We start from the raw sequence: 25,792 nt of genomic DNA on the forward strand, positions 1-25,792 counted from the left end.
ACCCCGACCAACCGGCCTTCACACCCCGCACCAGCAGACTCACCCGCCTCAGCCACCAACTCGCAACCCAAACCCCGAATTAAGCAGCAGAGTCGCAGCAGGCGGCAAAGCACCCGGAGGCAGGGCACCCGGAGGCAGGGCACCCGGAGGCGGGGCACCCGGCGCCCAACCCCGACCACGGTGCGGACGGTAACGACCCCGTCGGCACCGGGTTCGACCTGGTGGTGGCCGGGCCTGGACCCGGCGACCCCAACGACGCATCCGACGCGAAGATGGCGACCATGCGGCGGGTGATCGCGGATCGGCTCGCGGCGCGGCGGCCGCTGCTCGGCGTCTGCCTCGGCCACCAGTTGCTCGCCGGGCTGCTCGGGCTGCGGCTGCACCGGCGCGACGCCCCGTACCAGGGGCTCGCGCGCACCATCGACCTGTTCGGCCGGCCGCGGCGGGTCGGGTTCTACTCGACCTTCACCGCGATCGCCGGCACCGGCGAGCTCGCCACCGCTCATGGGCCGGTCCGGTTGGCCCTCGACCGTGCCGACGGATCGGTGCACGCGCTGCGCGGGGCGGCGTTCGCCGGGGTGCAGTTCCATCCGGAGTCGGTGCTCAGCGAGGACGGCCTGACGGTCCTGCGCGAGCTGCTCACCGAGCTACTGCCATCCACGGACGCGCCAGCCGCCCGCGCCGCCGCGCCGAGCCCGCTGCGCGCGGGGCCAGGAATTGCTGGAGGTTGATGACGGTCGTCGTCGCTCGCGACCGCCACCAACCTCCTGCATCTCCCTGCGTTGATCGTCCACGGGGAGGCGCCCGCCGTCGCTGCCACCCGGCGGTCAGACCATGCCGAGGGATGAGCACGGCATTTCGGACTCAAACCGTACCCAGCCCTCGGCTCGATCCCGTGCCCGACCGACCACGCAGGGATGCTGGCGGTCCGCAGCTCTGTTACGGCCCCGTGACCGGCGCCGGCGCTGTCCCCGCCGGACGTCGGCGCGGGGGATGATCCGCGGACATGGTCACCATCAGGGCAGCGCACCCGTCCGACGCGGCGGGCATCCGGGCGGTCTACGCACCGTTCGTCGCCGGATCGCCGGCGACCTTCGAGGAGGAGCTCCCGACGCGGGCGGACCTCCAAGCGCGGATGCTCGCCTCTCCCCGCCGGCCGTGGCTGGTCGCCGAGGCCGACGGGGAGATCGTCGGTTACGCCTACGCCAGCGCGCACCGCACGCGGGCGTCCTACCGCTGGTCGGTGGACACGTCGGTCTACCTGGCCGCCGCGCACCACCGGCGCGGGCTCGGCCGCCGCCTGTACGACGAGCTGATCGCGCAGGTGCGAACGCTGGGCTACCTCAACCTGTACGCGTGCATCACGCTTCCGAACGCGGCGAGCGTCGCGCTGCACACCGCGGCGGGTTTCCGGCCCATCGGGGTGTTTCCTCACGCGGGACACAAGCTCGGCGCCTGGCATGACGTCGGCTGGTTCGGGCTGACCCTGGTCGACGAGCNCCCCGCCCNCCCCGCCGAGCCACGCCCCTGGCGGCCCGAGGACGCGCCCGACGCCCCCTGAGGGCACAACCAGCGGAACACTGTGGGTGAGCAGAACGACGTTGGGCACGACCGGTTGGGCACGGGACGGCAGACCGGCGGACCGGCGGGTCGGCGGGTCGGCGGGTCGGCGGGTCGGCGGGTCGGCGGGTCGGCGGGTCGGCGGGTCGGCGGGTCGGACGGGTCGGACGGGTCGGACGGGTCGGACGGCGAGTGTGGGGTGGAGGGCGGGAGGGTCGTGCGGGCGGTGGGGATGGTGCTGCATCCGCGGCGGGACTCGGCCGAGGCCGTCGGGGCGGTCCTCGACTGGGCCGCGGAGCGGGACGTGACCGTGCTCGGCATCGACGGCGAGATCGAGCGGCTTCGGTGCACCGCGGTGGCGGTGCCCGCCGAGGAGTTGGCCGAGCGTAGCGACCTGCTGGTCAGCCTCGGCGGGGACGGGACGATGCTGCGCGCGATGCGGTTGGCCGACGGGCGGACGGCCCCCGTGCTCGGGGTGAACCTGGGCCGGCTCGGCTTCCTCGCGGAGGTCGACGTGCCGGAGCTGGCGGCGGCGCTGTCGGCGATCGACCGCGGCGAGTACACGGTGGAGCCGCGCCTCGCCGTCGACGCACGGATCGGCGCGGCGACCGTGAGCGCCTTCAACGATGTCGCCGTCGTCCGGGTGCCGGGGTACGGCGGCAGCGCGGCGGTGGCGCTGCGGGTCGACGGCCGGCCCTTCGTCCGCTATGCCGCCGACGCCGTCGTCGTGTCGACCCCGGCGGGCTCGACGGCATACAGCTTCTCGGCCGGCGGGCCGATCGTCAGCCCGTCCGTGGAGGCGCTGCTGGTCACCCCGGCCGCGCCGCACTCGGCGTTCAACCGTGGGGTGGTGCTGTCCGTGCGGGACGCCCTCGCCCTCGACGTGCTGCCCGGCAGCGCCCGCCTCGCCGTCGAGGTCGACGGCCGGGTGCACGACTACCTGGAGGCCGGCGCGACGGTCGAACTGCACCCGCGGCCCGGCGCGGCGGGGGTCGTCCGCCTCGGCCGGACAACCTTCTACGAGCGGGCCGCCCGCAAGCTGCGCCTCGCCGGCTCCGCCGAGGTCGACGGCCCCCGGGCCGGCCCGACCTGACCCGCCGGCCCCGTCGGGTCGGGTCAGCGGGCGGGTCGGGTCAGCGGGCGGGTCGGGTCAGCGGGCGGGTCGGGTCAGCGGGCGGGTCGGGTCAGCGGCCGGCGGTCCAGCGGCGGTCGGACTCGTCCCAGGCCTCGTTGCGCTCGTCCAACCGCTGCCGCCAGTGGGCGGCCTGCTCGGCGCTGTCGTAGGGACCGAGGCGACGATGTCCCGGCGCGTCCGGCGGGTTCTCCGCCCGCCCGTGATCGAGGCACCACCACCAGCCGGTCGGATTCCATGCCGAGCTGTCCGCCGCCCGGCCACGGCCCCGACCGGACACCCGCTGCAACCACCTGAACATGTCTCGATCAGTACCCCGGATCGCCCCGCCTCCACCCCGGGCAACCGGTCGAGCGTGGGAACCCGCAGGCCTACCATTCGACCTATTTGCGATCTGGCCCATTTCGGCAGCCCTGCGCGCCCCGGGAGTCGCCTCATGCCCGTCGACGGAGAACCAACCACCCCGATCCGCTCCCCCGCGGGGCTCGCCGCGCTGCTCGGCGTGCGGATCCCCATCGTCCAGGCGCCGATGACCTACATCGCCGGGGCCCAGCTCGCCGCGGCCGTGTCGAACGCCGGCGCGCTCGGCGTCATCGAGACGACCTCGACGCAGGGCCGCGAGGACCTCAAGCGGGTCCGCGACCTCACCGACGCGCCGGTCGCGGCCAACATCGCGCTGGCCGCGCGCAACGACCCGTCCACCGTCGACGTGCTCGCCGACGCCGGCATCCGCACCGTGATCACCTCCGCCGGCGACCCCAGGGTGATGACCGGGCGGCTGCGGGACGCCGGGATGACCGTGTTCCACGTCGTCGGCAGCCTGCGCAACGCGCTCAAGGCCGCGGACGCGGGCGTCGACGGGGTGATCGTCGAGGGCGTCGAGGGCGGCGGGTTCAAGAACCCCCAGGCCGCGTCGACGCTCGTCCTGCTGCCCCTGGTCGCCTCCCGGGTCGACCTGCCGATCATCGCCGCCGGGGGGATCTGCGACGGGCCGTCGATGGCCGCGGCGCTCGTCCTCGGCGCCCAGGGCGTGCAGATGGGCACGCGGATGCTGACGTCCGCGGAGTCGCCGATCCACGACAACCTCAAGAACGCGGTCGTCGGCGCGGACGAGACCGCCACCGTGATGCTGTCGGTGCGGGGGCTGCCGACCATGCGGGTTCTGCGCACCCCCACCGCCGAGCGGGCCCTGGCCGCGGGCCGCTCCGACGTGGGCCTCGACGGCATCCCGACGCTCTACTTCACCGGCGACCTAGCCGCCAGCATGGCAAACACGGGCCAGGTGGCCGGCCGGATCGGGCGGGTCGAGGCGGTCGCCGACATCATCGGCCAGACGTGGGCGGGCGCCCGCGCCGCGCTCGACGACGCCCGCGCCCGCCTCGACGCCTGACCGCCTCGACGCCTGACCGCCTGGGCTCAGAGCCCGGCGGCCGCCGGGATGAGGCGCTCGCCGAGCAGCTCCAGCGGACGCAGCGTGTCCACGTCCGGCACCNATCCGTGGTAGTGGGTGACGCCAAGCCCGGCCAGCCGCTGGATCTCCGCGAGCAGGGCGTCGATCTTCTCACCGCCGGGCCCGGGGTCGAGCGGGCCGATCACCGTCTTCTCGATCTCGTCGTAGTCGCGCCCGACGTCCTGGCAGTGCGCGCGCAGCACGTCGAGCTTGTGCTCGACGTCGGGACCGGCGAACAGGTTGCAGGCCTGTGCGTAGCGCGCGACCAGGCGCAGGGTCTTCTTCTCGCCGCTGCCGCCGATGAGGATCGGCGGGTGCGGCCGGCGCAGCGGCGCCGGCACGTTGAGGGTGCGCTCGAGCTGGTAGTGCCGGCCGCTGTAAGGGGCGTCCTTGCCGCTCCACATCTGCAGAATGATCTCCAGCGCCTCCTCGAGACGCTCGAAACGCTCGGCGGTCGGGGGGAACGGCAGGCCGAGACCGCGCGCCTCCGGCTCGTTCCAGGCGGCGCCGATGCCGAGCCAGGCCCGACCCTCGGACAGCACGTCCAGCGTGGTCACGAGCTTCGCGAGNAGGCCGGGCTCCCGGTAGACGACCGCGGTCACCCAGGCGAGCAGCTCGATGCGGGTCGTGCGCGCGGCCAGGTAGCCGAGCGTCGTGTACGCCTCGAGCATGTCGTGCTCGGGCGGGCCGATCATGCCGATCTGCCAGACGTGGTCCATGACGCTGAGCTTCGCGAAGCCCGCGTCCTCGGCCGCGACCGCGACGCGCGTGAGGTCCTGCGCGATGGTCTGCGGCCCGCCGGACCAGGTGAAGTCGGAGACGTGCAGCCCGATTTCCATGGCCGTCCTTCCCGTCGGATGGGACCGGTCCCGGCGCGTGCGGCGCGCGGGGTGGGGCGGAGGAGTACTGGAGGATCCACGCAGTACTGGAGAGTCCTGGAGTACTGGAGTACTGGGAGATCTCGGAAACTGGAGATCTCGGAGTACTGGAGGATCCTCCGTTTACGACCCTACCGCCGTTCGCGACGCAGCCCCGCCCCGGGCGGTCTGCGCCGGAACCGGCCCGGCGCCGAGCTCAGTCGAGGACGACGACGAGCTTCCCGCGCACGTGGCCCGCCTCGCTGATCCGGTGCGCCTCGCCGAGCTCGGCGAGCGGCAGGGCTCGGGCGACCGGCATGGTGAGCCGGCCCGCGGCCGCGAGCGTCGCCGCCTCCCGCAGCGAGTAGAAGGCCCGCCCCTCCGCCCCGGTGGTGAACCGGACGCCGTGCTCCGCCGCGGTGACGTCACCGATGGACACCACCCGGTCCGGGCTGCCGGTCAGCGTGATCAGATCCGGCAGCGCACCCGCGCCCGACACCGCGAGGGCGGCGTCGACCCCGTCCGGGGCCAGCGAGCGGACCCGGTCGACCAGACCCGGGCCGTAGTCCGTCGCCGCCGCGCCGAGCGAGCGCAGGTACTCCTGGTTGTCCCGGCTGGCGGTGCCGATCACCCGCGCCCCACGCGCCTGCGCGAGCTGCACGGCGGCGAGCCCGACGCCGCCGGCCGCGCCGTTGACCAGCAGCGTCGTCCCGGCCGACTCCGACCCGGCCGCCGACTCCTGACCGGCCCCCAGCTCCAGGCCGGCCCCCGACTCCTCGCCGGCGGTGATGCCGAGCAGGTCGAGGCCGCGCGCGGCGGTCTCGACGGCCATCGCCAGGCCGGCGGCCTGCGCCCAGGTCAGCTGGGGCGGCTTCGGCGCCCACTCGTCGAGCACGGCGTACTCGGCGGAGGCGTTCTGCGCCGCACCGAACACCTCGTCACCGACCGACACACCCTCGACACCGGCGCCGACCTCGTCGACCACACCCGCGGCCTCCAGGCCCGGGATGTGCGGCAGCGGCACGGGTATGGTGCGCAGGGTCGAGCCGTTGCGGATCTTCCAGTCGACCGGGTTCACCCCGGCCGCCCGCACCGCGATCCGGATCTGCCCCGGCCCCGNGTGCGGCTGCGGCACGTCGACCAGGTGGAGGACCTCGGGGCCGCCGGTCTCCGCGAAACTCATCGCCTTCATGCGAGCATCCTCGTTGTCCATGCCCTCATTCTGGTCCCGCTCCCTCCGTGCCCCTCGGCGCCGGGTCGCATCCTCGCCGGTCCGGGGCCGGGGCGGCGGGAACCGGCGCGGCCGGCGCGCGTCGCCCCCGCTCCGCACCCGACCGGGCTCGGCGGAGCGGAGACCGTCCGCCATATTTCAAGTTTCTGACACGATGTATTCCTGTAACTCAACAGACTTCACTATCGAGATGATCGGCCGGGCTCGACGCAAGTCCCCTGCCAGCCCTCGATACCCGGCATTCCGGTGGCCCGTCGTCGTCGCGAGCCCGACTCGCCCAGCCGGGTAGGTGCCACTACCACACCGGAGCGGATCGCATACTCTGACATAGATGTCCGAGAACGAGATCCTCCGACGGGCCAGCTACGGTCCGACCAGCCCCGTGGTCGGCGCGCGCGGCACCCGCACTCGTGCGCGCATCGTGACGGCAGCGCTGGACCTGTTCGAGTCGCAGGGCTTCCACNGGACGTCGGTCGACGAGATCGCCACCGCGGCCGGTGTCTCGCGCGCCACCCTCTACCAGTACTTCGAGAGCAAGGAGACGATTTTCGTCGAGTTGCTCAACGAGTGCGGCGGCGCCCTCATGCGGGTCGTGCGCCGGATCGGTCCACTCGGGCCCACCGCTCTCGGCTTCGACAACCTGCACTGGTGGCTCGGCGAGTGGGCCTGGGTCTACGACAAGTACGCCACGATGTTCGTGCAGTGGGCGAACGTCGACTCGCCGCGGACGTCGGTCCGGCCGATGATCAGCGGCTTTCTGGAGTCGTACTACGACCGGATCGCCGAACGCCTGGTCTCCTCGCAGGTCGAGGGCATCGATCCCGTCGACGCCGCGATGACGCTCACCACCCTGGTGAACCGGTTCAACTACTTCCGGCACAGCGGATTCGGGGACNGGCAGCCGGCCGAGGCGCTCGTCGACAACCTCGCCGTCGTACTCCAGCTCATCCTGTTCCCGCACACCCCGGCCAGCGCCTTCGCGCAGCTCGGAGCCGAGCCGGTCGGGTCCGCGCACGCTGTCCGCCCGGTGCGCCGCCCCCCGCTGGCCGCGGTCCCGTCCCCGCCGGTGCCCGAGGTGACCGAGCGGTTCGCGTCCCTGAGCCCGCGGGCGTCGGCGACCGTCCGGCAGATCCTCGACGCCGGCATCCAGTGCTTCGCCGAGCGCGGCTACCACCTCTCGTTCGTCGACGACATCGTCGCGACGGCCGGCCTGGCCCGCGGCACCTTCTACAAGTACTTCGACGAGAAGCTGGACCTGCTGCTGGCGCTGAGCGCCGAGGCGTCGGCGGTCAGCACCCGCCTCGGCGTCGAGATCCGCGGCATCACGCTCGGCCCGGAGGGTCTCGGCCGGTTGCGCGNCTGGCTCGCCGACTTCGTCGCGTTCCACCTGCGCTACGTCGGGGTCACCCGGACCTGGATCGAGTCGGCGCCGCAGGACCCGCGCCTGGACGTGGTGCGCCGCCAGGTGGGGCACGAGATGTGGGCCGACTACGCGGCCCTGCTCGAGCAGGTGGAGCGGACCTATCCCCTCGACCTCGACGTGGCCGGCCTGGTGTTCTTCTGCCTGCTCGAACGGCTGCCGGACACCGCCGTCAACATGGCCCCGCCGAAGACCCCCGACGAGGCCGCCGCACTGCTGGGCACCGTCATCGAGCGGGGCCTGCTCAACGGCCGACCGATCGGCCACGCCGCAGCCTGACGCACCCCGCCGGCACTACCCCGCCGGCACTACCGCGCAGCCACCACCGCGCAGGCAGCCACTACCGCGCAGCCACTACCGCGCACGGGCGAGCACGCGGCGAGCGGCGACGGCCAGCGCCTCGTCGATCATCTCGCCGTCGAGACCGACCGCGCCGGCGCCGCGACGATGCGCGTCCGCCAGCGCCGCGAGCACCGCCCGGGCGCGGGCGACCTCCTCGGGCCCGGCGGTGAACGTCTCCCGTACGGTGCCGATCTGCGCCGGGTGGATGACCCACTTGCCGTCGTAGCCCAGCTCGCGGGCATGCTCGGCGGCCGCGCGCAGCCCGGCGTCGTCCGCGGTGCCGAGGTAGGGCCCGTCGATGGCCCGCAGGCCGTGGGCGCGCGCGGCGGTGAGCACCTGGTCCTGGACGTACAGCCAGCGCTGCGGCGGTGTGCTCGGGGCCCGGCCCAGCGACGCGCCGAGGTCGGCGTACCCGAGGATCAGGCCCTCCAGCCGGCCGCCGTGCGCGGCGATCTCCGCCACCCGGGACAGGCCCTCGGCGTTCTCGATCAGCGCCTGCACCCGCACGGGTGCCGTGCGCCCCGTGGCCGCGATGATCCCGTCGAGCAGCCGCTCGACGAAGGCGAGATCGCCCGCGTCCGACACCTTGGGGATGACGAGAGACAGCGGCCCGTCGCCGGCCGCCACGCAGGCCGCGATGTCGAGATGGCACCACGGCGACCGGATCGCGTTCACCCGCACGGACACCCCGGCCCCGCCCGCCCGGGGCCTCGCGAGGATCTCGGCGAGCACACCGGCCAGCAGCGCGCGGGCGTCGTCCTTGCGCTGCGGCGCCACCGCGTCCTCGAGATCGAAGACGAGCTCGTCGGCGCCCCGGTCGAAGGCGCGCAGGATCCGCTTCTCCTCCGTCGCGGGCACCGACAGGATCGCCCGGCAGCGACCCGCGCCCCCGCCCGGCCCGTCGTCCCCCGGCCCCGCGGGGCCGCCGTCATCCGGACCCGCGGGGCCGTTGTCCCCCGGACCCGCGGGGCCGCCGTCGGCGCTGCCCGTGATCCGCCCCTCGTCGTGCTGCCCCGTCGGGTGTCCCGACACCTCATCACTCCCTCGGACCTGGCGCGCCGGCCACCCACGGCCGTGACGTGTTCGTCAGACGCACGATACATTTCCGCCCGGTTCGCCGGCCGCTCCGGACGGTCGACAGCCGCCCCCGACCAGACTCGCGCCCATCCGGCTCGCGCCGAACCACATGTACGAGCCGTCAGACACGGACACCGACCCCTTGCAGATCATGCCAGATGTGGCATAACGTGCCACGTATGGCAGGTCACGCCGCCCCCGTTGCCGGACGGGGCGGCGCGGCCGCCGTTCACGACGTTCCGCCTGGAGCGGCCGGCGGGCAACCGGATGACGGTCCCTGCGGCAGCCATGTCCGTCCGGCCCCCGTGCCGGCTTCACGCGAGGAGTCCCGATGACGTTGGACCTGAAGGCAGCCGCTTCGACGCTGAACGGGCTGCGGCCGTTCCCCGTGGCGGTCACCACCATTCTGAACGGCCGGGCGAACGGCCTGATGTCGCTGTCGGCCGGCGCCGCGAGCATCGTGCCCGAGGCGCCGCGCGTGACGATCAGCCTCACGAAGTACAACCTGACCCACGACCTGGTCCTCGAGTCCGGCGTCTTCGCCATGCACCTGCTGGCGGCGACTCCGGAGGAGCAGTTCGCGATCTCCCTCGACATCCTCATGGGCCTGGGCGGAAGCTCCGGCCGCGACGGGGACAAGATCAGCCAGTTCCGGACGAAGCCGGGCGTCACCGGCACCCCGATCCTGCTCGACGCGCTCAGCTACGTCGAGGGACGGGTCGTGCACTCCCTCGACATCGACGAGAGCACACTGTTCGTCGCCGACGTCGTCGCCGCGGAACAGCTTCACGACGGCGAGCGGCTGCGCGTCGGCCCGGCGTGGGGCGCCCTGCCCAAGGAGTGGATCGAGCAGTACGACCGCAACCACCACCCTCAGCTCGAAAGCGCGCGCAAGTACCGCGAGCAGGCGAAGTCCTGACGCCCCGGGCCCGGCCTCGCCGCCGGGCCACCGCCCCCATCGACCCCATCACGGGAGTGTGAGTGAGCGACAAGCACGAGCTTCTGGTCCGCCAGTTCCTCGACCGGCTGGTCGAACGGGACTACGACGCGGCGGCCGCCCTCGTCGCCACGACCGCCCGCTACCACGTGAGCGCGTGGCAGCCGGCGGTCGTCGGACGTCCGGCCATCCGCGCGGAGTTCGACCGTCAGGCTGCCCTCTACTCGGCGTTCCAGTACGAGCTGGTCACGGTGGCCTCGACCGACTCCGTGGTCTTCACCGAACGGCTCGACAGCCTCACCATGGGCGGACGGTCCGTCGTCCTGCACTGGTGCGGGGTGTTCACGTTCGACGCCGACGGCCTGATCTCCGTCATCCGCGACTACTACGACATCAAGGAGCTGGAGCAGGCCCTCGCGCCCGCCTGACACGACTTCCCGCGCCCGGGCGCGGACGCGATCCCCGCGTACGGCCGTCGAGGCGTCCGGTACGCGGGGATTCGTCGTCCCGGGGGGCACAGGCCGGCCGCCAGGCTCCGCTTTCTAGCCGCGACCGGGCGTCCCGGTGACGTCCGGGGCCGGTCCGGGGCCCAGTCCGCCGCCGAGCAGGTCGAGCGCCTCCATCAGGTGCGCCCGCAGGCTCCCCCGGCGCGCCGCCCAGCGGCGGGCACCGACGACGAGCGCGGTGGCAGCGCTGATCCCGGCCAGCTCCGGCCACAGATCGTCCGTGGCGAGCCCCGCCCGCCCGGCGAGGGCCTCGGTGAGCATCGGACTGGTGACGGTGACGACGAGCTGCTGCACCCGCTCGTTGCCGTAGCTGTGGGCCATGGCGCGCTGCCAACGGCGCAGGTAGTCGTTGGTCTCCCCGGTCAGCGCGTCGACGGCGTTACGCAGCGCCGCGAACGGCGCCTCCGCCGGCGGGCGGCGGGCGGTCTCCTCGGCGATCGCCGTCGCGAGGCGGACCGGCAGCGCGGTGAGGATCATCTCCTTGCCCGGGTAGTACCGGTAGAAGCTGCGCACCGACACCCCGGCGGCGGCCGCGATCTGCTCGACGGTGACCTCGTCCATCGGCCGGGTGGTGAACAGCTCCAGCGCGGCCTGCTCGATGAGGTCCGCCGCCATCGCGCGGCGCCGCATCGCCAGGGTCGCGGACAACCGCCCGTTCCCGGCCGGGTCGACCGGGGGGACCCGACCGTTCCCGGCCGTCTCGTCCACCGGGCGGACCCGATCATTTCCGGCTGCCACCTCCACCGGGCGGATCCGGCTGTTGCCGCCCGCGTCCACCGGAGGTGTCACGCCGCCGCCCCGGGGCCGGACCCCGCACGCACCGGCACGCGGACCTCCACCGTCTCGAATCCCCTTCGTCGGACCCCGGCAGCCACCCACCGGCGCCGCCGGCCTGGCCGTGATGCCGGCGTCGCACCGTTCGTCACCATGGCCAGGCCTCCATCGTACGGACGGCGATCCCCTCGGACGGCGATCCCCTCGGACGGCGATCCCCTCGCCCCGCGGGCCGGACCCGCCCTCGGCCGCCGTCCGTCACCCGCGGGCGGCTGTCGACCATCGCGGGCCGGCGGCGAGGCTAGCGGACCAGGGCGGCGAGGGCGGTGCCGATCCGCTCGATGNCCTCTCGGAAGGCGGCCAGGCTGCGGCTGGTCGGCTCGATGGTGATCCACGTGACGCCGGCATCCTCGTACGCCCGGTAGGACGCCGCGACCGCGCGGGTGAAGGCGTCGACGTCCGGCAGGAGCTCGGCCTCGTAGGGCACGAACGACACGTCCAGCGGGGCCGCCCCGGCCTCGGCGCGCCGGTCCTGCACCCCGCGCACGGCCTCGGCCAGGGCCGCCACGTCCTCCATCGGCGGCGTCTTGGTGATCTTCGCGACGGCGACGGACTGCCCCATCGGCATCCAGCCGTCGGCAAGGGTGACCGCGCGCCGCCGCGCCGCGTTGCTGTTGCCGCCGATCCAGATCGGCGGGCCGCCGGCCTGCGCCGGGCCGGGCAGCGAGGTGTGCCCGTGCAGCGGGAACGTCGGGTCGTCCCGGTCGACGCTGCGGCCCGTCCACACGGCCCGCATCGCCGGGATGGCCGCGTCCAGCAGGCGCCCGCGCTGGGCGAAGTCGGCGCCGAGCGCGGCGAACTCGGTCTTCAGGTAGCCCGCGGCGACGCCCAGGGTGAGTCGCCCGCCGCTGAGCCGGTCCAGGCTCGCCGCGGACTTCGCCAGCAGGTACGGGCTGCGGTAGCCGGCGACCGCGACGTAGGTCATCACCCGCAGCCGGGTCGTCGCCGCGGCCAGGAAGCTCAGCGAGACGAACGGGTCGAACGCGTGGTGCCCGCCATTGCCGAGCCAGGCGTCGTCGGGGATCGGATGCTCGCTCATCGAGACCGCGTCGAACCCGGCCTCCTCCACCAGCCGGCCGACCTCGGCCAGGTCTCCGTCCCCGATCCAGCGGTCGTAGTGCTTCACCGCGCGCATCGGGAACATCAGGTTCAGGCGCATGGACACCTTCCGTCGTTGCCTGCCGGGGACCGGGCGGTCCCGCAGGCTCACTCGTCATCTGCCGGGGACCTGGCGGTCCCACGGGTCGTCGCTCGCAGGGAACCGGGCAGTCCCACGGGTCGTCATCCGCCGGGAACCGGGCAGTCCCCCGGTCCGCCCGCCGCCGGGCGGGAACCGGCGGCGACGGGCGCGCGGATGCAGGCTGTTCTGACACGGGTCGCCCGACGGGGGTCGGGGGGTGCAGGCCGCCACGGCACCGGTGCGCGTCACCTCCGGCGTGGCTTCGGGCCGCCTGCGCGGCCCCTGCGCACCAGCCGCCGCCCGGCGCGGGTGCTTCCGGAGGCGGATGGGCAGCCATACCCACTATGCTGTTCTGACAGCCACGTCACAAGTGTCGGCGCCGCGGGCCGCTGCCGAGACGCCCGCCCGACGGCGGGAAGCGCGGCCCGCCGCCCGGGCCGCCCGATCTCGTCCTGTCCCCGCGGCCCGCCGCCGGACCCCGCGGCCGCGGGGAGCCCGACGGCGAGGTCAGGGAAGGAAGCCACAACGATGGGTACCCGCCTCGCGGGCAAGACCGTGCTCGTGTCCGGATCGACCCGCGGCATCGGCCGCTCCATGGCGGAACTGTTCGCCGCCGAGGGGGCGCGCGTGGCCGTGACCGGCCGCACCGTCGCCAAGGGTGAGAAGGTCGTCGCGCGCATCCGCGCCGCCGGCGGCGAGGCGGAGTTCTTCCCCCTCGACGTCACCGACGAGACCAGCGTGCACGCCACGATCGACGCGGTGGCCGCGCGCTTCGGCGCGCTGAGCACGCTGGTGAACAACGCCGCCCCGACCGACGCCGTCGCCTCGACGATCAAGAAGATCGCCGACTACACGACCGAGGAGTGGAACCACATCCTGCTGGGCACCCTGACGGGCAACGTGTTCTGGGCGTCGAAGTACGCCTGGCCGTACCTGCGCGAGGCCGACGGGGCGGCGATCGTGAACGTCTCCTCGGGCCAGTCCATCGCCGGGTTCACCGGGTTCGGCGCCTATGCCGCGGCCAAGGGCGGCGTCAACGCCCTGAGCCGTACGCTGGCCGTCGAGGGCGCCGCCGACGGCATCCGCTCCAACACCATCGTCGTCGGGCGGGTCGTGAGCTCGCCGGGTGACTCCGGGGCGCTCACCGGCGGCGGACGGCTCACCCGCATCGGCAACCCGATGGACATCGCGTACACGGCCGCGTGGCTCGCCTCCGACGAGGCCGCCTTCGTCACCGGTGCGACGGTGACGGCCGACGGCGGCTTCAGCGCCAACGGCGACGCCGCCGCCGGCGAGGGCTGAGCGTGCCGGTCGCCACCCACCGGGGCACACGCCACCGGGGAGCACGCCACGAGGGGACAGTGGACATCACTGTCAGATCAAGGATCACCCAAGCCGGGATCGCCCGATCAGGGAGTGCCGGACCCGTCGCCGACGGGTCCGCAAGCGGGCACGGCGGGGCGGGATCCCTGCTGAGCACCGACGAACAGGAGCCATCCATGCCATCAGCACCCGCCGCACCGCGGCGGCAGGTCCGATGAGCGCGCCGGGCAGCGCCGCCACCGTCCCCGCCGCGTCAGGCCCCGCCGCGTCAGGTCAGGGCGTGTCCGGCCCCGCCGCGTCTGTCCAGGGCGTGTCCGCCCCGGCGGGCCCGCTCGGGACCACCGTGCTGCACACGGTCGAGGGGGGGATCGCGACGATCACCCTGAACCGGCCGGAGGCCGCGAACGCGATCCAGCCGGCGATGCGCGACGTCATCATCGATCTGCTCGCCCAGGCCGACGCCGACCCCGAGGTCCGGGTGGTGGTGCTCGCCTCGAACGGGCGGCACTTCTGCTCCGGCGCCGACGTCACCGGGATCGCGGCGAGCCGGGCGCAGGGCGCCGAGAAGCGGGTCACCGACGCCATGCGGCGCATCATGACCGGTGCGCAGCGGCTGGTGTCCTCGGTCCTCGACTGCGGCAAGCCGGTCATCGCCGTCGTCCAGGGGCCGGCGGCCGGCCTCGGCGCGCACCTGGCGTACGCCAGCGACCTCGTCGTGGCCGCGGAGAACGCGGTCTTCGTCGAGTCGTTCGTGCTGCGCGGCCTGGTCGTCGACGCCGGTGGCGCCTACCTGCTGCCGCGGCGCATCGGCATGCAGAAGGCCAAGGAGCTGGCGTTCTTCGGCGAGAAGCTGCCCGCGAGCGAGGCACTCACCCTCGGCCTGGTCAACNGGGTCGTGCCCGCCGAGGAGCTCGCCGCCACCGCCGCCGGGTTCGCCGAGCGCCTCGCCGGCGCCGCGACGAGCGCCATCGCGCTGACCAAGCGGCTGTTCAACGAGTCCCCGGATGTCGACCGGGCCGCCGCCTTCCTGGCCGAGGGCATGGCCCAGGAGCTGCAGTCGCACGCCCACGACTCGACCGAGGGCGTGACCGCGTTCGTCCAGCGCCGCTCCCCCGAGTACCGCGGCTACTGATCCGCGGCCACGCGAACCGCGGCCACTGATCCGAGGAGGACACCCATGGCGACCGGCGCACCCCGGGTCGACCTGCCGACCATCGAGGACGAGAACCGGCCCTTCTGGGACGCCGCCCGCCAGGGCCGCTTCCTGATCGCCCGCTGCGCGTCCTGTGGGCGGGCGCACCACTACCCCCGCCCGTTCTGCCCGTTCTGCTGGAGCGAGGACGTGTCCTGGGAGGACGCCAGCGGGCAGGCGACCCTCTACACCTACTCGACGGTGTTCGTGAACGACCTGCACCCGTTCGCCGAGCGGATCCCCTACGTGGCGGCCCTGGTCGACCTGGTGGAAGGGCCGCGGGTGATGACGAACATCATCGACGCCGACCCGGCGGACCTGCACATCGGCATGCCGCTGACGGTCGCCTACCGCGAGCTGACCGACGAGATCACCGCGCCGGTCTTCCGCCCCGCCGACCCGGCCGCCGGCGGCTGAGCTCGCCCCGTTCCNGCGACACACCCGTTCCAGCTACCCACCCAGGGAGTTCGTATGGCAGGCCTGCTCGACGGCAAGATCGCACTGGTGACCGGCGCCGGCCACGGCATCGGCCGTGGCCACGCGCTCGAACTCGCCAAGCACGGCGCGACCGTCATCGTCAACGACCTCGGCAGCACGGTCAGCGGCGAGGGCCGCGGCCGTGATGCCGAGGAGGTCGTGAAGATCATCGAAAAGCGCGGCGGCACCGCCGTGGCGGACTTCGGGGACGTCGGCGACGAGGAGCAGGTCGAGGCCAGCGTCGCCCGGGCCTTCGACGAGTTCGGCCGCCTCGACATCGTCGTCAACAACGCCGGCATCGTGCGCGACAAGGCCGTGTGGAACATGAGCACGGCCGACTTCGACCTGGTCCTGCGGGTGCACCTACGCGGCACCTGGCTGGTCAGCCGGGCGGTCGCGAAGCGCTGGCGGGCCGCGGCCAAGGCCGCCGACAGCGGCAAGGTCTACGGCCGGATCATCAACACGACCTCCGGCGCGGGCCTGTCCGGCCACTTCGGCCAGACGAACTACAGCGCGGCGAAGGCCGGCATCGTCGGGCTGACCCTGACGCTGTCGCTGGAGCTGGCGAGCATCGGCGTGACCGTGAACGCGATCGGCCCGGGCGGCCTGACCCGGCTGTCGGGCACCATGCCCGGCCAGGCGAAGCCGCTGGAGCCCGACGAGCGGCCCGAGGACGAGTTCGACCCCAAGGACCCGTCGCTGTGCAGCCCGGTCGTCGCCTGGCTCGCCAGCGACGAGGCCGGCCACGTCAGCGGCCAGGTCATCAAGGCCATCGGCGAGCGCATCCAGCTCATGGGCGGCTGGCACGAGCAGGCCGTGGTGAACAACGGCGGCAAGCGCTGGGACGCCACCAAGCTCGGCCCCCTGTTCGCCACCGACATCTTCCGCACCCGCGCCCCCGGCCTGCGCCTCGGCGGCTGAGTGCGCCCAGCTCAGCCCGCGGCCAGCGTGCGCAGGGCGGCGGTGTCCACCTTGAGCATGCTGGTCAGCGGCAGCGCCTCGACGACCTCGAGGCGGTCCGGCGCCTTGTAGTCGGCCAGCCGTCCCCGCACCCAGGCCCGCAGCTCGGCAAGATCCGGCGGGCTCGCGGGGTCGGCCGGCTCGACGAAGGCGACCCCGATCTCGCCGATCACCGGGGCCGGCGCGCCGATGACCGCCGCGCGCCGCACTCGGGGATGCTCCGCCAGCACGTTCTCCACCTCCAGCGGGTACACGTTGTACCCGCCGCGGATGTAGAGGTCGCTGGCCCGCCCGCGCAGCCGCAGGTTGCCGTCGGCGTCGAGCGCCCCGAAGTCGCCGCTGATGAGCCAGCCGTCGCCGCGCAGCACCGCCGCGGTCTGGTCGGCGTCGTTCCAGTAGCCGCGCATCACCGTGTCGCCGCGGACCCAGACCCGGCCGACCTCGCCGGTCGCGACGTCGCGCCCGGCGTCGTCGCGCAGCGCGATCTCGATACCGGTCTGGGGCCGGCCCACCGTGCGAAACTGCACGTCCGGCGGGTCGTCCGGCTCGGTGCCGCAGATGCTCGGCGACTCGGTCATGGCGTAGCGGACGACGAGGGGCACCCCCAGCCGGGTGACGACCCGCTCCACCAGCTCGGGCGCGGCGGGCGCGGTCGCGGCGAGCCCCAGACGCAGCGTCGCGACCGCGCGCACGGTCCGCTCGGCGTCGGGCAGCTCCAGCAGCTTGGCCCACTGGGTGGGCACGGCGCCGGCGACGGTGATCCGCTCGTCACGCAGGATGTCCGCCATCCCCGCTGCCGACCAGGGCACCGGGCTGATCACCATGGTGGTGCCCCAGGCGAGCTGGTCGACGATCTTCGCCATGTACCCGGCGTGCGCGAAGGGCGTCGCGACGAGCCGGCGGTCGAACGGCCGGCTCATCACCCCCGCGGAGGCGACGGCGGCGGCGAGGTTGCGGTGGTCGAACCAGGCCCCCTTGGGCAGCCCGGTCGTCCCGGACGTCCAGATGATCACCACCGGGTCCGCCGGCGCCACGGCCGGGCGGTCGCGGCCGAGCCCGGGGTGGCGCCGCAGCGCCGCGAGCTCGGACCGCGCCAGCACGGGCAGCCCCGCCGGCACCGCCGGCAGGCCCGCGTCCCTGTCGACGATCACCAGCGCGGGCCGGCACCGGTCGAGGATCCCCGTCACCTCCCGGGAACCCAGGCGCGTGTTCAGCCCGGTGGTGACCGCTCCCAGCCGGGCCGCCGCCGCGTAGCAGATGGCGTAGTCGATCGACGAGGGCAGCATCAGCGCGACGACGTCCCCCGGGCCGATCCCCCGCGCGGCGAGCGCCCCGGCCAGTGCGTCGGCGGCCGCCGCCCATGCGGCGAAGCTGATCCGCCCGTCGGGCCCGACGTAGGCCTCCCGCTCACCGAACCGCTCGGCGGCGGCGTCCAGCGCCACCCCGACCGTCGCGTACGAGTCGGGTGCGCCCAGCGGCGGGGAGCCGCCCACGCCGGGCTAGTCCCGCCCGAGGATGACGGTCCCCGACGAGCAGAGCCAGCCGCCGGTGCCGCTGACGCAGGCCAGCCGGGCGTCCGGCACCTGCCGGCCCTCGGCCTCGCCGCGTAGCTGGCGCACCGCCTCGACGATGAGGAACAGGCCGCGCTGCCCGGGATGGCACGCCGACAGGCCACCACCGTCGGTGTTGGTCGGCAGTGCCCCGCCAAGGCGCAGCCGCCCGTCCGCGACGAACGGGCCGCCCTCGCCCTTCTTGCAGAAGCCGAGGTCCTCCAGGGTGACCATCAGCATGTACGTGAACGCGTCGTAGAGCTCACAGACGTCGATGTCCTCCGGGCTCACCCCGGCCCGGGAGAACGCCAGCGGCCCGGAGACGGCCGCGGGACCGGTGGTCACGTCCTCCCACTGGCTGGTCGACACGTGCGTCACGCACTCGCCCGTGCCGAGGACCCACACCGGCGGACGCGGCAGGTCGGCGATGCGGTCCTCGGCGACGAGCACCGCCGCGGCGCCGCCGTCCGAGCGGATACAGCAGTGCAGCTTGGTGAACGGGTCAGCGATCATCGACCCGGACAGCACATCGTCGATCGTGATCGGGTCGCGGTAGTACGCCTCCGGGTTCGGGCCGGCGTTGTAGCGGGCGGAGACCGCGATCTCGGCGAGCTGCTCGATCGTCGTGCCGAACTCGTGCATGTGCCGACGGGCGGCCATGGCGTACTTGGAGATCAGGGTGTGGCCGTAGGGGGCCTCCCACGACTGCGGGCCGCGGCTGCCCCAGTTCAGGCTCGCCGTGCGCAACCGCTTACGCAGGTCGGAACGGGCCGTCGAGCCATAGGTGAGCAGCACCACGTCCGCATGCCCGGCGGAGATCGCATCGGCGGCGTGGGCGGCCATGACCTCCCACGACGCCCCGCCGACGGTGGTGGAGTCGATCCAGCGGGGGCGCAGGCCCAGATACTCGGCGACGTCGATCGGCGCCAGCGTCCCGAGCGAGGTCGACGCGAGCCCGTCGACGTCACCCGGCCCGAGCCCGGCGTCCGCGAGCGCGCGGCGGCTGGCCTGGGCGATCAGCGCGTACGGGGTGGAGCCGTCGGTGCGGCCCACGTCCGACAAGGCGACCCCGGCGATGGCGACCCGTCGGCTCATCGCCCGGCCCCCGCGGGCAGACAGGGGCNCAGGAGGGTCGGGCGGGACGGCGGTCGAGTCATGTGTCCTCCGATCGGGTGCCGGCAGGGGCCGGCTACTGCGCCGCCGGCTGGGCGACCAGGCGCGCGAGATGGTCGGCGGGCTCGCCGAGCAGGTGCTCCAGGACGTGCGCCCGCTTCAGGAACAGGTGCGAGTCGTGCTCGAAGGTGTAGCCCATGCCGCCGTGCACCTGGATGGTGGCGGAGGCGTTCTCGACGGCGTAGCGGCCGGCGACGCTCTTGGCGGCCAGCGCCTGGAACTCGGCGTCGGCCCGCCCGTCCTGGACGCAGATCGCCGCGAACAGCACCTGCGACAGCGCGGCCTCGGCCCGCACCGCCATGTCCGCGCAGGCGTNCTTGATCGCCTGGTTGACCCCGATGGGCCGGCCGAACTGCACCCGTACCTTGGCGTGCTCGGTGGACAGGTCGCGGGTCGCCTCGGCGATCCCGACGCTCATCGCCGCCGTCAGCACGAGCGCACGCAGGCGGATCGGCTCCTCCTGCGTGCTCACCCAGGCGATGATCGGCACCGCCTCCNCGCGCGCCTCGGCCAGCCGGATGCCCGGGTCGATCGCCGGCTCGGAGTGCACATCGGTCAGCGCGGCGGTNTCGACCAGCGCGGCACCCGCGGGGTCGAGCAGCAGGACGTAGCGGGAGTCGGCCGCGTCGAGGAGCTGGAACCGCCCGTCCAGGGTCGAGGGGGTGGTGGCGGCCTCGAACCCGTCCGGGCCGCGGCGCAGGGCCAGGCCCACCGCCGCCTTCCCGGACAGGATCGCCGACGCCGTCTCGTGCTGGCCGGCCAGCGCCGCGACGCGGGCGCCCAGCACGGTCGGCAGGAACGGCCCCGGCACCAGTCGGCGGCCCATCTCCCGGAACAGCAGCGTCTCCTCGGCCAGCTCACACCCGGCGCCACCGAGCTCCTCGGCGATGCCCAGGCCGAACAGGCCCAGCTCCGCGCTCTCCGACCAGACCCGCCGGTCCACGACCACGGGCTCGTCGCGCCGCTCCCGGATGACCGAGATCGGCAGCTCGTTGCCGAAGAAGTCGGCGGCGAGGGAGGCTATCTCCATCTGGCCCGGCGTGGGTAGCAGGTCCACGGTGCGCTCCTCAGGGTGTTTCGATGGCTGCTGGGGGATCGGTGAGCTTCAGCGCGGCAGACCGAGCACCCGATCACCGATGATGTTGCGCTGGACCTCGGACGTCCCCCCGCCGATGGACACCGAGTACGAGTACAGGTAGTTGCCGGACCAGCCGCCCGGCTCCCAGCGCGAGACGAACCGCAGGGCGTCCGCGCCGAGCAGGTCGAACGCCAGCCGGTACACCTTCTTGGCGATGTCGGAGTAGAACAGCTTGACCATCGACCCCTCGGGCCCGGGCTGGTCGCGGTGCATGTTGCGGGAGATGCCGGCGTAGGTCATGGCGCGCAGCGACGCGACCTCGGCGCGCGCGGTCGCGAGGCGTCGCGCGATCTCGTCGTCGGCGATCGCCGGGCGCCGCCCGTCGGGGCCGGTGCGCTCCTTCGCCAGGTCGATGAGCTTCTCCACGGTGCTGGCGAGGCGGACCTGGTTGGCGGTGAAGGCGGTGCCGCGCTCGAACGACAGTGTGGACATCGCCACACTCCAGCCGTTGTTCAGCCCGCCGACAACGTTTTCCAACGGGATGCGGACGTCGTCGTAGAAGACCTCGCAGAACTCTGCGCCGCCCTCGATCGTCTCGATCCCGCGCACCTCGATGCCTGGGGTGTGCATGTCACAGATCACCCAGGAGATGCCGTGGTGACGCGACCCTTCGGGGTCGGTGCGGACCAGCAACTCCTGCCAGTCCGCGAGGGTGGCGAAGCTGGTCCAGATCTTCTGCCCGGACACGACGAGCTCGTCGCCCTCGATGCGGGCCCTCGTGCGCAGCGCGGCGAGGTCGGAACCGGCGTCCGGCTCGGAGAACCCCTGGCACCAGATCACCTCCCCGCGCAGGATGCGGGGTAGGTGATAGGCCTTCTGCTCCTCGGTCGCGCGCGTCATCAGGGTCGGCCCGGCGTGGCTGAGGCCGACGAAGCAGGCATCGATGCCCGGCAGCCCGGCGCGCCCATACTCCTCGAACCAGATCAGCTGCTGCAGCAGGGAAAGCCCACGGCCGCCGTACTCCTGCGGCCAGGAGATACCCGCCCAGCCGCCCTCCCACTGGGTGCGCTGCCAGGCGAGATCATACTCACGCATCGCCGGGCCCATCTCGGGGCGGATCTCCCGGGGGGCGTTCTCCTCGAGCCAGGTTCGCACCTGCTCACGGAACTCGACCTGCTCCTTCGAGAAGTCAAGGTCCATTCGTCGGCCTCCGTCCCACCGCCTGGCATCTCGTGACGCCCTTGTCAGATACTAGCTTTACCAGGAGGCCCGGGCGCCCGCTCGCGAACAGGGCTCGACACGGGGCGCGGGCGCCGCCCCCGAGCCGGAGGACCGATGATCGACCGATGACCACACCGACCAACCCGCCGACGAGCAGCCCCGCCACCAGCGGGGACGCCATCCGCCCGCAGTCCGGCAGCGAAACACCCGCCCGCAACGGCGCGACGGGCGCGGCGACGCCCCCGCTCGTTGCGCGGCGCGGCTGGGAGGGGCGCTACTTCGAGGACTTCGCGGTGGGCGACGTCTACGACCATCCCCTCGGTCGGACGATCACCGCGACCGACAACACCTGGTTCACACTGCTCNCCCAGAACNCCGCCCGCCTGCACTTCGACCAGCACTATGCCGCGCAGACGGGATTCGGCCGCACGCTGGTGAACTCGACCCTCACTCTCGCCCTCGTCACCGGCCAGAGCGTCATCGACGTCTCGCAGAACGTGATGGCCAACCTGGGCTGGGACGAAGTGCGCCTTCCCCACCCGGTCTTCGAGGGCGACACGGTCTACTCCCGCTCGATCGTGCTCGGACTGCGGCCGAGCAAGTCCCGGCCCGACGTCGGAGTGGTGGAGGTTCGCACCCACGGCTACAACCAGGACGGCGACGAGGTGATCAGTTTCCGCCGGACGCTGCTGGCCTACCGCCGCGGTCATGGCCCGAAGCCGCCGGCGCTGCCGCCCCTGCCCGATTCCCCGGCCGCGCGCTGACCCGCCTGCCCCCATCCCGCCCCGACCACCCCGCGAGACCATCCAGGCCCGGCCGACGCGCCGCGGCCAGCGGATGGCGAGGAGACCGCAGTGTCGAGTGTGACCACCCGTCTGAGCCCTGAGGAAGAGCAGATCGTCCGCCTGGTCGCGACCTTCGTCGACGAGAAGGTCCGTCCTGTCGCGCAGGAGCTCGACCACACCAACACCTACCCCGAGGACCTCATCGAGCAGATGAAGGAGATGGGGGTCTACGGTCTCGCGATCCCGGAGCCCTACGGCGAGTTCGGCGTGTCGACGTCCTGCTATGCCCGGGTGACCGAGGAGCTGTCGCGCGNCTGGATGAGCCTTGCCGGCGCGTTCGGCGGCCATTCCGTCGTCTCCAAGCTGATCCTGCGCTTCGGCACCCAGGAGCAGCGGGAGAAGTACCTGCCCCGGATGGCCACCGGAGAGCTGCGCGCCACCATGGCGCTCACCGAGCCCGGTGGCGGCTCGGACCTGCAGGCCCTGCGCACCGTCGCCCGGCCCGACGGCGACGGTTGGGTGGTCGACGGCACCAAGACGTGGATCAGCAACGCCCGACGGTCGGGGCTGATCGCACTGCTGTGCAAGACCGACCCCGCGGCGAAGCCGGCGCATCGCGGCATCAGCATCCTGCTCGTCGAGCACGGTCCGGGCTTCACCGTCTCTCGGGACCTGCCCAAGCTGGGCTACAAGGGCATCGAGAGCTGCGAGCTGCACTTCGACGGGTACCGGGCGCCCGCCGACGCCGTCCTCGGCGGCGTGACCGGCAAGGGCTTCAACCAGATGATGGCCGGGCTGGAGGTCGGCCGGATCCAGGTCGCCTCGCGCGCCCTCGGGGTCGCGCGCGCTGCCTTCGACGACGCGCTTCGCTACGCCCAGGAGCGCGAGACCTTCGGCAAGCCGATCTGGGAGCACCAGTCGATCGGCAACTACCTGGCGGACATGGGGACGAAGATCCTCGCCGCCCGCCAGCTCATCCTGCACGCGGCCGAGGTGTTCGACTCCGGCGCCCGCGCCGACATGGAGGNCGGCATGGCGAAGCTGTTCGCCTCCGAGATGGCGGCGACGGTGACGCTCGACGCCATCCGCATCCATGGCGGCTACGGCTATTCGACCGAGTTCGACGTCGAGCGCTACTTCCGTGACGCCCCTCTCATGATCGTCGGCGAGGGAACCAACGAAATCCAGCGCAACGTGATCGCCCGCCAGCTCGTCCAGCGTCCCAACCCGCTGCGCTGACGGCCGAAGCGCGGCGGACGGCTCACACCGTCGGCGGGCGGGCGGGATCTCTCGGCGCCACGATCCCGCACGCCCGCGACGGCCGGCAGTGCCCCGGCTGCCGCCAAGCCCCCGGGAACGGTATGGGCTGCGCATGTCGAGCTTCATCCGGCGGCGATGCCGTAGAGCAGGTCGTGCGGGTGACGTGCGTAGGGGTTTCGGCGCGGGCTGCGGCTGGCATCGATCCAGGCCGGGGGCAGGAATTCGGGGCGTCGGTCGGGGCCGAGCCGAACGGTCCAACCCTGGTGGTGGATGACCCGGTGGTGATGGCCACAGAGCAGCACGCAGTTGNCCAACGAGGTGTGACCCCCGTCGATCCAGTGTCGAATGTGGTGCGCCTCGGTCCACCCCGCCGGGCGATCGCAGTGTGGGAAAGCGCAGCCGTTGTCGCGGGCGACCAGCGCTCGGCGGATGTCGGCGGTGACGGTGCGCTGGGATCGACCGACGTCGAGGGGGACACCGGCGGGGTCGAGGATGATGCGGCTGACCGAGGCGTCGCAGGCCAGGCGGCGTAGGACCGCGCGGGGCAGGGGCTGCCCCCAAACGGTCGTCGCCGGCACACCAGAGCGGCCGAGGAGTGTCAACCAGGGGACCGTCACGGCCAGGTGCGGGCGGACGCCGCCGCCGACGGGCAGCACGGCGGCGTCGAGGGTACGGGTAAGCAGGTCGACAAGGGCGTCGGCGCGCCGCCGGGCGGGGCTACGCGGGTCGAGCGCACCGTCGACGGCCGGGCGTGGCGCCGCGAGGGGGTCCAGCGCGGTGCGGAGCAGGGCTGCCGCCTCGGGATCGAGCTCGCCGCTGATCCGAGTCATCCCGTCCGGCAACTCGGAGATCCACAGCTTCCGTCGCCCCGCAGGGTCCTCCCCTCCCGCGACCTCAGCACCCCCTCCCGCGGCCTCGGCATCGTCGGGGCCACCGGGCTGACCGTCACCCCCGCCGTCACTGCCAGCTCCACCGTCACCAGGCTCACCGCGAGCAGAGTCACCACCCTCGCTGCCACTGTCGGGAGCCGGATCTGGCGGATCGCCACCGGGGCTGGCATCCGCCCAGGCCAGGGTCTCGCGGAGGTGGCGGGCCAGGCGAGCCAGGGCAGTCGGGTCGAACTCGTCGGCCTGGCGCAGGAGAAACGCCTCAGCCCGCCGCCGCACGTCTACGGTGGCCGTGGCCGGCAGCGAGCGCATACCCGCCACAATCACCTGCGCCTGCTCCACACTGATCTCCCCCGCCGCCAGCCGCTTCCCCGTCGCCGCCAAGGGACCGTCCACGGCCACCGCGACATCGACCAGACGGTTGGCATCCGCCGCGCGGACCCGCAGGCGTTCGCGCAGCAACGCCACGGTGCCGCTCGCACCCACGCGTCGCGCCAACCCACGGCCGTGCACCTCGGCGACAATCTGAAGGCGAAATGCTGCCAGCCTCGTCAACACGGCGGAACAATCCTGCAGAAATTCCAGCAGACCCGCGTCGGACAGCGACCACACCGGACCGTCNACCATTGCATCTATCTGCGTGGACGTCACGGCCAATGCATCGACCAGCACATGAAACCGGCTCGGAGACTCGGGATTCGAGACCATGCGAGAAGCCTAGGCGACCAACACCCTGATGTCGAACGTATGTTCGTATCTGTAATCATCTTGAGAAATGTTCGCGACGAGGACCGACACGGTGACACAACCTAGAATCACGCTTCGGCACGCTCGCGCGAGCCTGCCGACCTGGCCGCCGCGCGACACCNCCGGCCCCGAGGAACCCCTGCGGCAGTCCGGCTTGCCAGGAACGGGAAACGGTGACGGCCCCGCCCCGAGCCGTGCTGGCAAGGGCCTGCGAGCTGGCGAGATCCGCCGACTGGTGCGATCCTCAGCGACGGTGCGGACCGATCGTCGCGACCGCGGCGCCCGGACACGGACGCCCCGGCGGCCACCGGGAACGCGTGCAGCGATGGACCAGAAGCGTCGCCCGCCGCCGTCGCCGCTTGATTTCTCCCGTACTTCTGCTAGAGGCGACGGAGTCGACGCCGCCGGACTTGACGAAGCGGGCGCGAGCGTGCTCCGATATCTCAGGAACGCCACCACGACGCGCACTCTTCAGTGAGCGACATGCCGCGCCAGCAATTGCCTCTCGCTTCCCAGTAACGTGGTGGGATCTCGACGACGAAAAGAACGCGCCCGGCCGCAGGAGAAGGGGCGGCGCCATCCCAAAGGTGGTGAGAAAGAATTGGCCAGCGAC

At 73.1% G+C, this 25,792-nt stretch carries 21 protein-coding genes and 13 pseudogenes; 19 read left to right on the forward strand and 15 right to left on the reverse strand.

Features of this window, described 5'->3' with window-relative positions; genetic code table 11:
* Positions 1 to 209 precede the first annotated feature (209 nt).
* From FF86_RS20015 to FF86_RS20025, 3 genes and pseudogenes are all read left to right on the forward strand, one after another.
* Positions 210 to 731: pseudogene (locus tag FF86_RS20015) on the forward strand (chorismate-binding protein); the annotation flags it as partial.
* Between the two features lie 275 nt (positions 732 to 1,006).
* Positions 1,007 to 1,499 (forward strand): GNAT family N-acetyltransferase (locus FF86_RS20020; protein WP_242419130.1); only part of this gene is annotated, 493 nt, incomplete at its 3' end.
* A 278-nt stretch (positions 1,500 to 1,777) separates the two neighbouring features.
* Entirely contained in the window at positions 1,778 to 2,653 is an 876-nt protein-coding gene (locus tag FF86_RS20025; RefSeq protein WP_044886473.1) for an NAD(+)/NADH kinase, read from the forward strand.
* A gap of 91 nt (positions 2,654 to 2,744) precedes the next feature.
* On the opposite strand, the gene FF86_RS20030 is transcribed toward FF86_RS20025, so the two are convergent.
* Positions 2,745 to 2,993, reverse strand: a complete 249-nt coding sequence (locus tag FF86_RS20030; protein WP_044886410.1) for a hypothetical protein — start codon at positions 2,991 to 2,993, stop codon at positions 2,745 to 2,747.
* A 135-nt stretch (positions 2,994 to 3,128) separates the two neighbouring features.
* Here FF86_RS20030 and FF86_RS20035 point away from each other — a divergent pair, with 135 nt between their 5' ends.
* Positions 3,129 to 4,082, forward strand: coding sequence for a nitronate monooxygenase family protein (locus tag FF86_RS20035; RefSeq protein ID WP_044886411.1), 954 nt, complete (start codon positions 3,129 to 3,131; stop codon positions 4,080 to 4,082).
* Between the two features lie 103 nt (positions 4,083 to 4,185).
* Here the strand turns inward: FF86_RS20035 and FF86_RS53030 are convergent.
* The 3 genes and pseudogenes from FF86_RS53030 to FF86_RS20045 all read right to left on the reverse strand — a co-directional run.
* Positions 4,186 to 4,711 (reverse strand): annotated as a pseudogene (locus tag FF86_RS53030) (LLM class flavin-dependent oxidoreductase); the annotation flags it as partial.
* A gap of 1 nt (position 4,712) precedes the next feature.
* Positions 4,713 to 4,981 (reverse strand): annotated as a pseudogene (locus FF86_RS53035) (LLM class flavin-dependent oxidoreductase); the annotation flags it as partial.
* A 235-nt stretch (positions 4,982 to 5,216) separates the two neighbouring features.
* Positions 5,217 to 6,118 (reverse strand): NADP-dependent oxidoreductase (locus FF86_RS20045; protein WP_304438163.1); only part of this gene is annotated, 902 nt, incomplete at its 5' end.
* Positions 6,119 to 6,561: 443 nt separating this feature from the next.
* Between FF86_RS20045 and FF86_RS62840 the strand changes: the two genes are divergently transcribed.
* The 3 genes and pseudogenes from FF86_RS62840 to FF86_RS53045 form a co-directional block, all read left to right on the forward strand.
* Positions 6,562 to 6,693 (forward strand): hypothetical protein (locus FF86_RS62840; protein ID WP_255355855.1); only part of this gene is annotated, 132 nt, incomplete at its 3' end.
* Between the two features lies 1 nt (position 6,694).
* A pseudogene (locus FF86_RS53040) lies at positions 6,695 to 7,125 on the forward strand (TetR/AcrR family transcriptional regulator); the annotation flags it as partial.
* A 180-nt stretch (positions 7,126 to 7,305) separates the two neighbouring features.
* Positions 7,306 to 7,588, forward strand: a 283-nt coding sequence (locus tag FF86_RS53045) for a helix-turn-helix domain-containing protein (protein WP_242419150.1), incomplete at its 3' end; no start/stop codon positions are given.
* A gap of 416 nt (positions 7,589 to 8,004) precedes the next feature.
* Here the strand turns inward: FF86_RS53045 and FF86_RS20055 are convergent.
* Positions 8,005 to 9,024 (reverse strand): CoA ester lyase, encoded by a 1,020-nt coding sequence (locus FF86_RS20055; RefSeq protein ID WP_242419131.1) that lies wholly within the window; start codon positions 9,022 to 9,024, stop codon positions 8,005 to 8,007.
* Between the two features lie 376 nt (positions 9,025 to 9,400).
* Between FF86_RS20055 and FF86_RS20060 the strand changes: the two genes are divergently transcribed.
* Together FF86_RS20060 and FF86_RS20065 are read left to right on the forward strand one after the other, a co-directional pair.
* A complete protein-coding gene (locus FF86_RS20060; RefSeq protein ID WP_044886415.1) occupies positions 9,401 to 9,988 on the forward strand; it encodes a flavin reductase family protein in 588 nt (195 codons plus the stop codon).
* Between the two features lie 62 nt (positions 9,989 to 10,050).
* The gene (locus tag FF86_RS20065) at positions 10,051 to 10,434 is read left to right on the forward strand and encodes a limonene-1,2-epoxide hydrolase family protein (RefSeq protein WP_044886416.1); all 384 of its coding nucleotides are present in this window, start codon (positions 10,051 to 10,053) and stop codon (positions 10,432 to 10,434) included.
* Between the two features lie 114 nt (positions 10,435 to 10,548).
* Here the strand turns inward: FF86_RS20065 and FF86_RS20070 are convergent, their stop codons facing one another.
* Together FF86_RS20070 and FF86_RS20075 are read right to left on the reverse strand one after the other, a co-directional pair.
* Positions 10,549 to 11,301: a TetR/AcrR family transcriptional regulator gene (locus FF86_RS20070; protein ID WP_044886417.1), complete on the reverse strand. Its 753-nt coding sequence runs from the start codon at positions 11,299 to 11,301 to the stop codon at positions 10,549 to 10,551.
* 330 nt (positions 11,302 to 11,631) lie between these two features.
* Positions 11,632 to 12,505, reverse strand: a pseudogene (locus FF86_RS20075) (LLM class F420-dependent oxidoreductase); the annotation flags it as partial.
* A 549-nt stretch (positions 12,506 to 13,054) separates the two neighbouring features.
* Here FF86_RS20075 and FF86_RS20080 point away from each other — a divergent pair.
* The 5 genes and pseudogenes from FF86_RS20080 (at position 13,055) to FF86_RS20095 (ending at position 16,439) form a co-directional block, all read left to right on the forward strand.
* Positions 13,055 to 13,828 (forward strand): SDR family NAD(P)-dependent oxidoreductase, encoded by a 774-nt coding sequence (locus tag FF86_RS20080; protein ID WP_044886419.1) that lies wholly within the window; start codon positions 13,055 to 13,057, stop codon positions 13,826 to 13,828.
* A gap of 235 nt (positions 13,829 to 14,063) precedes the next feature.
* Positions 14,064 to 14,738 (forward strand): enoyl-CoA hydratase/isomerase family protein (locus FF86_RS53050; RefSeq protein WP_242419132.1); only part of this gene is annotated, 675 nt, incomplete at its 3' end.
* A 1-nt stretch (position 14,739) separates the two neighbouring features.
* Positions 14,740 to 14,981 (forward strand): annotated as a pseudogene (locus tag FF86_RS53055) (enoyl-CoA hydratase/isomerase family protein); the annotation flags it as partial.
* 45 nt (positions 14,982 to 15,026) lie between these two features.
* Entirely contained in the window at positions 15,027 to 15,458 is a 432-nt protein-coding gene (locus FF86_RS20090; protein WP_044886420.1) for a Zn-ribbon domain-containing OB-fold protein, read from the forward strand.
* A 54-nt stretch (positions 15,459 to 15,512) separates the two neighbouring features.
* The gene (locus tag FF86_RS20095; RefSeq protein WP_011604567.1) at positions 15,513 to 16,439 is read left to right on the forward strand and encodes an SDR family NAD(P)-dependent oxidoreductase; all 927 of its coding nucleotides are present in this window, start codon (positions 15,513 to 15,515) and stop codon (positions 16,437 to 16,439) included.
* 11 nt (positions 16,440 to 16,450) lie between these two features.
* Here the strand turns inward: FF86_RS20095 and FF86_RS20100 are convergent, their stop codons facing one another.
* The 6 genes and pseudogenes from FF86_RS20100 to FF86_RS20115 all read right to left on the reverse strand — a co-directional run bounded on the left by FF86_RS20100 (position 16,451) and on the right by FF86_RS20115 (position 21,479).
* Positions 16,451 to 17,971 (reverse strand): class I adenylate-forming enzyme family protein, encoded by a 1,521-nt coding sequence (locus tag FF86_RS20100; RefSeq protein ID WP_173667268.1) that lies wholly within the window; start codon positions 17,969 to 17,971, stop codon positions 16,451 to 16,453.
* A 6-nt stretch (positions 17,972 to 17,977) separates the two neighbouring features.
* Positions 17,978 to 19,123: an acetyl-CoA acetyltransferase gene (locus tag FF86_RS20105; RefSeq protein ID WP_044886422.1), complete on the reverse strand. Its 1,146-nt coding sequence runs from the start codon at positions 19,121 to 19,123 to the stop codon at positions 17,978 to 17,980.
* Between the two features lie 94 nt (positions 19,124 to 19,217).
* Positions 19,218 to 19,516, reverse strand: a 299-nt coding sequence (locus FF86_RS53060; RefSeq protein ID WP_255355851.1) for an acyl-CoA dehydrogenase family protein, incomplete at its 5' end; no start/stop codon positions are given.
* A 1-nt stretch (position 19,517) separates the two neighbouring features.
* A pseudogene (locus FF86_RS67200) lies at positions 19,518 to 19,698 on the reverse strand (acyl-CoA dehydrogenase family protein); the annotation flags it as partial.
* A 72-nt stretch (positions 19,699 to 19,770) separates the two neighbouring features.
* Positions 19,771 to 20,231, reverse strand: a pseudogene (locus FF86_RS53070) (acyl-CoA dehydrogenase family protein); the annotation flags it as partial.
* Positions 20,232 to 20,306: 75 nt separating this feature from the next.
* The gene (locus tag FF86_RS20115; RefSeq protein WP_055868205.1) at positions 20,307 to 21,479 is read right to left on the reverse strand and encodes an acyl-CoA dehydrogenase family protein; all 1,173 of its coding nucleotides are present in this window, start codon (positions 21,477 to 21,479) and stop codon (positions 20,307 to 20,309) included.
* Between the two features lie 146 nt (positions 21,480 to 21,625).
* Between FF86_RS20115 and FF86_RS53075 the strand changes: the two are divergent.
* The 5 genes and pseudogenes from FF86_RS53075 to FF86_RS53095 all read left to right on the forward strand — a co-directional run.
* A pseudogene (locus FF86_RS53075) lies at positions 21,626 to 21,865 on the forward strand (MaoC family dehydratase); the annotation flags it as partial.
* A 10-nt stretch (positions 21,866 to 21,875) separates the two neighbouring features.
* Positions 21,876 to 22,264 (forward strand): MaoC family dehydratase (locus FF86_RS53080; RefSeq protein ID WP_242419133.1); only part of this gene is annotated, 389 nt, incomplete at its 5' end.
* Between the two features lie 90 nt (positions 22,265 to 22,354).
* A partial coding sequence (locus tag FF86_RS53085; RefSeq protein WP_242419134.1) for an acyl-CoA dehydrogenase family protein occupies positions 22,355 to 22,598 on the forward strand: 244 nt, incomplete at its 3' end.
* Position 22,599: 1 nt separating this feature from the next.
* A pseudogene (locus FF86_RS53090) lies at positions 22,600 to 23,312 on the forward strand (acyl-CoA dehydrogenase family protein); the annotation flags it as partial.
* Between the two features lies 1 nt (position 23,313).
* Positions 23,314 to 23,524 (forward strand): annotated as a pseudogene (locus FF86_RS53095) (acyl-CoA dehydrogenase family protein); the annotation flags it as partial.
* Positions 23,525 to 23,667: 143 nt separating this feature from the next.
* Here FF86_RS53095 and FF86_RS53100 read toward each other — a convergent pair.
* Both FF86_RS53100 and FF86_RS20130 read right to left on the reverse strand, forming a co-directional pair.
* Positions 23,668 to 23,854 (reverse strand): annotated as a pseudogene (locus FF86_RS53100) (HNH nuclease); the annotation flags it as partial.
* A gap of 1 nt (position 23,855) precedes the next feature.
* Positions 23,856 to 25,053 (reverse strand): annotated as a pseudogene (locus FF86_RS20130) (DUF222 domain-containing protein); the annotation flags it as partial.
* Positions 25,054 to 25,792 lie beyond the last annotated feature (739 nt).

The sequence above is a fragment of the Frankia sp. CpI1-P genome, from assembly GCF_001421075.1.
GTDB lineage: Bacteria > Actinomycetota > Actinomycetes > Frankiales > Frankiaceae > Frankia > Frankia torreyi.

Coding starts and splice junctions, on each gene's coding strand:
- FF86_RS20080 (WP_044886419.1), top strand. CDS start 13,055: ATGGGTACCCGCCTCGCGGGCAAGACCGTGCTCGTGTCCGGATCGACC.
- FF86_RS20105 (WP_044886422.1), bottom strand. CDS start 19,123: ATGAGCCGACGGGTCGCCATCGCCGGGGTCGCCTTGTCGGACGTGGGC.
- FF86_RS20090 (WP_044886420.1), top strand. CDS start 15,027: ATGGCGACCGGCGCACCCCGGGTCGACCTGCCGACCATCGAGGACGAG.
- FF86_RS20060 (WP_044886415.1), top strand. CDS start 9,401: ATGACGTTGGACCTGAAGGCAGCCGCTTCGACGCTGAACGGGCTGCGG.
- FF86_RS20095 (WP_011604567.1), top strand. CDS start 15,513: ATGGCAGGCCTGCTCGACGGCAAGATCGCACTGGTGACCGGCGCCGGC.
- FF86_RS20035 (WP_044886411.1), top strand. CDS start 3,129: ATGCCCGTCGACGGAGAACCAACCACCCCGATCCGCTCCCCCGCGGGG.
- FF86_RS20030 (WP_044886410.1), bottom strand. CDS start 2,993: ATGTTCAGGTGGTTGCAGCGGGTGTCCGGTCGGGGCCGTGGCCGGGCG.
- FF86_RS20115 (WP_055868205.1), bottom strand. CDS start 21,479: ATGGACCTTGACTTCTCGAAGGAGCAGGTCGAGTTCCGTGAGCAGGTG.